Source organism: Bradyrhizobium sp. UFLA05-108 (assembly GCF_059803455.1).
Genome location: NZ_JBANAZ010000160.1, coordinates 1 through 2,898, shown reverse-complemented (window position 1 = coordinate 2,898; position 2,898 = coordinate 1). Strand labels below are relative to the sequence as shown.

Annotated in this window: 1 protein-coding gene; it reads left to right on the top strand. The window is 66.0% G+C overall.

Translation table 11 applies throughout. The features are described 5' to 3' along the window. Positions 1–2,898: non-ribosomal peptide synthetase (locus SO140_RS45520; protein WP_498544161.1), on the top strand; the 2,898-nt coding region annotated here is incomplete at both ends.

Here is a 2,898-nt window from a genome sequence, read left to right as displayed (position 1 = left end):
GCGGTCCCGGCCAACCTGATCAGCGAACAGAGTACGGCGATCACGCCGCAGATGCTGCCGCTGATTGAGCTGACGCAGGACGCGATCGACCGGATCGTCGCCACAGTGCCCGGCGGCGTCGGCAACATCCAGGATGTTTATGGTTTGTCGCCGCTGCAGGACGGCATCCTGTTCCATCATCTGTTGGCGACAAAGGGCGATCCGTACCTGCTGGTATCGCAGATGGCGTTTGCCGATCGTGACCTGTTGGAGCGCTATCTTGGTGCGGTCCAGCGGGTGGTGGATCGGCACGATATCCTGAGGACGTCGTTTGTTTGGGAAGGGCTGTCGCGACCGGCCCAGGTGGTGTGGCGCCGTGCGCCGCTCGAGGTGAGCGAGGTCGAGCTGGATGGGTCTGGTGGTCCCGGCCACGCGCAGCTTAAGGATCGGTTTGATCCGCGCCAGCACCGCATCGAGCTTGGCCGGGCGCCGTTGTTGCGGTTTGTGATCGCGCGCGAACCCGGCAGCGCGCGCTGGCTGCTGCTGGAGCTGCAGCATCATCTGATCGGGGACCACACCACGCTGGAGCTGATGCATGCCGAGGTCAGGGCCGTGCTGGAGGGGCGGGCGCATGAGCTGACCGAGCCACAGCCTTTCCGCAATCTGGTGGCGCAGGCGCGCCTGGGCGGTGATGCAAAGGCGCATGAAGAGTTCTTCCGGGGACTGCTGGCAGACATCGATGAGCCGACGCTGCCATTTGGGTTGAGCGAGGTGCGCGGCGACGGCAGCGGGGTGCATGAGGCGCGGCGGATATTGCCACAGGAGTTGCAGCAGCGGCTGCGCAGCCAGGCGCGGCGGCTGGGGGTGAGCCTGGCCAGCCTGTGCCATCTGGCGTGGGGGCAGGTGGTGGCGCGCAGCAGCGGGCGCGAGCAGGTGGTGTTCGGCACGGTGCTGTTCGGCCGCATGCATGGCGGGGCGGGTGGCGACCGCGCGATGGGGCTGTTCATCAACACGCTGCCGCTGCGGCTTGATCTTGATGGGACCGCCGTCGAGGCGAGCGTGCGAACCACGCATGCCCGGCTGGTCGAGCTCTTGGCGCACGAGCAGGCCTCGCTGGCGCTGGCGCAACGCTGCAGCGGCGTTGCGGCGCCGGCGCCGCTGTTCAGCGCGCTGTTGAACTACCGCCACAACACGCCGGCGGCGGTCACCGCCTCCGCAGCCGATGATGCGCTGTCCGGCGTGGAATGGCTGGGCGAGGAGGAGCGCACCAACTATCCGCTGACCTTGTCGGTGGAGGATTTTGGCGAGGCGCTCGGGCTGACGGTGCAGGTGGCGGAGCCAATCTCGGCGGATCGGATCTGCGGCTACATGCAGCAGACGCTGGCGCAGCTGGCGGAGGCGCTGGAGCGGGCGCCGGACATGCCAGTGCGGGAGCTGGACATCCTGCCAGCGGACGAGCGGGCGTATCTGCTGGAGGAGCTGAACCGGACGGCGGCGCCGTATCCCGAGCAGCAGTGCATCCATGAGCTGTTCGAGGCCCAGGTGCGCCAGGCGCCGAATGCGGTGGCGGTGGTCGATCAGGACCAGCGCGTAAGCTATGGCGAGCTCAATGCGCGGGCCAACCAGCTGGCGCATCATCTGATCGGGCTCGGAGTGAAGCCGGACCAGCCGGTGGCGATCTGTCTTGCGCGCAGCGTCGCGATGGTGGTCGGGCTCCTGGCGATCCTCAAGGCGGGGGGCGCGTATCTGCCGCTGGATCCGGCCTATCCGTCGGCGCGGCTCAAGCAGGTTCTCGAGGATGCGGCGCCGCGTCTGCTGCTGGCCGATGCGGCCGGCCGTGCCGCGCTGGGCAGCGACGCGCTGGCCGGTGTGAGCGTGGTGGATCTCGACGCGCCAACGCCAGCCTGGGCGAACCTGCCGGCCTCCGATCCGGACCCGCGCACGCTCGGCCTGAGCGCGCGCCACCTCGCCTATGTGATCTACACCTCGGGATCATCAGGCACTCCCAAGGGCGTCATGGTCGAACATGCTCAAATCGTGCGCTTGTTCGACGCAACCGAGAGCTGTTATCGTTTCACGGAACATGACGTATGGTGCCTGTTCCATTCCATCTCGTTCGACTTCTCTGTTTGGGAGTTGTGGGGCGCGCTCCGCTATGGCGGCCGTTTAATTCTTGTGCCGAGCGATACTGCTCTCTCCGCTCCTGACTTCCATGATGTCATCTGCAAGTCCGGCGTCACAGTTCTGAACCAGACCCCCTCGGCTTTTAAAGCTCTCATGGATCTGGAGCAGAGCAGCGTTCGAAACCGCCTTCGCTATGTGATTTTCGGTGGGGAGGCTCTGGAGCCATCGATTCTGAAGCCGTGGTATGCAAGGCATTCAGATCGCGCCCCACAACTGATCAACATGTACGGCACCACGGAAACGACCGTGCATGTCACCTATCGGCCTCTTGATCAGTCTGACACCACCGCCTCGGGCAGTCTGATTGGAAAGCGCATCTCCGATCTTCGAGTCTACCTACTGGACGGTCATGGTGAGCCCGTTCCGCTCGGGGCGGCAGGCGAGCTCTACATCGGCGGGGCGGGGGTGGCGCGCGGCTATCTGAACCGGCCCGAGCTGACGGCGGAGCGGTTCATCGCCAGTCCCTTCGTCGACGGCGACCGGCTGTACCGCACTGGCGACCTGGCGCGGTACTTGCCGGACGGCAATCTTGAGTTTCTGGGCCGCAACGACGATCAGGTGAAGATCCGCGGCTTCCGCATCGAGCCCGGTGAGATTGCGGCGCGGCTCGCCGAGCACCCGTTGGTGCGCGAGGCGGTGGTGGTGGCGCACGAGGGCCCCGGCGACAAGCACCTTGTCGCCTATGTGGTTGTGGCGGCTGAGCATGCGCTCGAAGCTGAGAAGCCTGACCTGGCC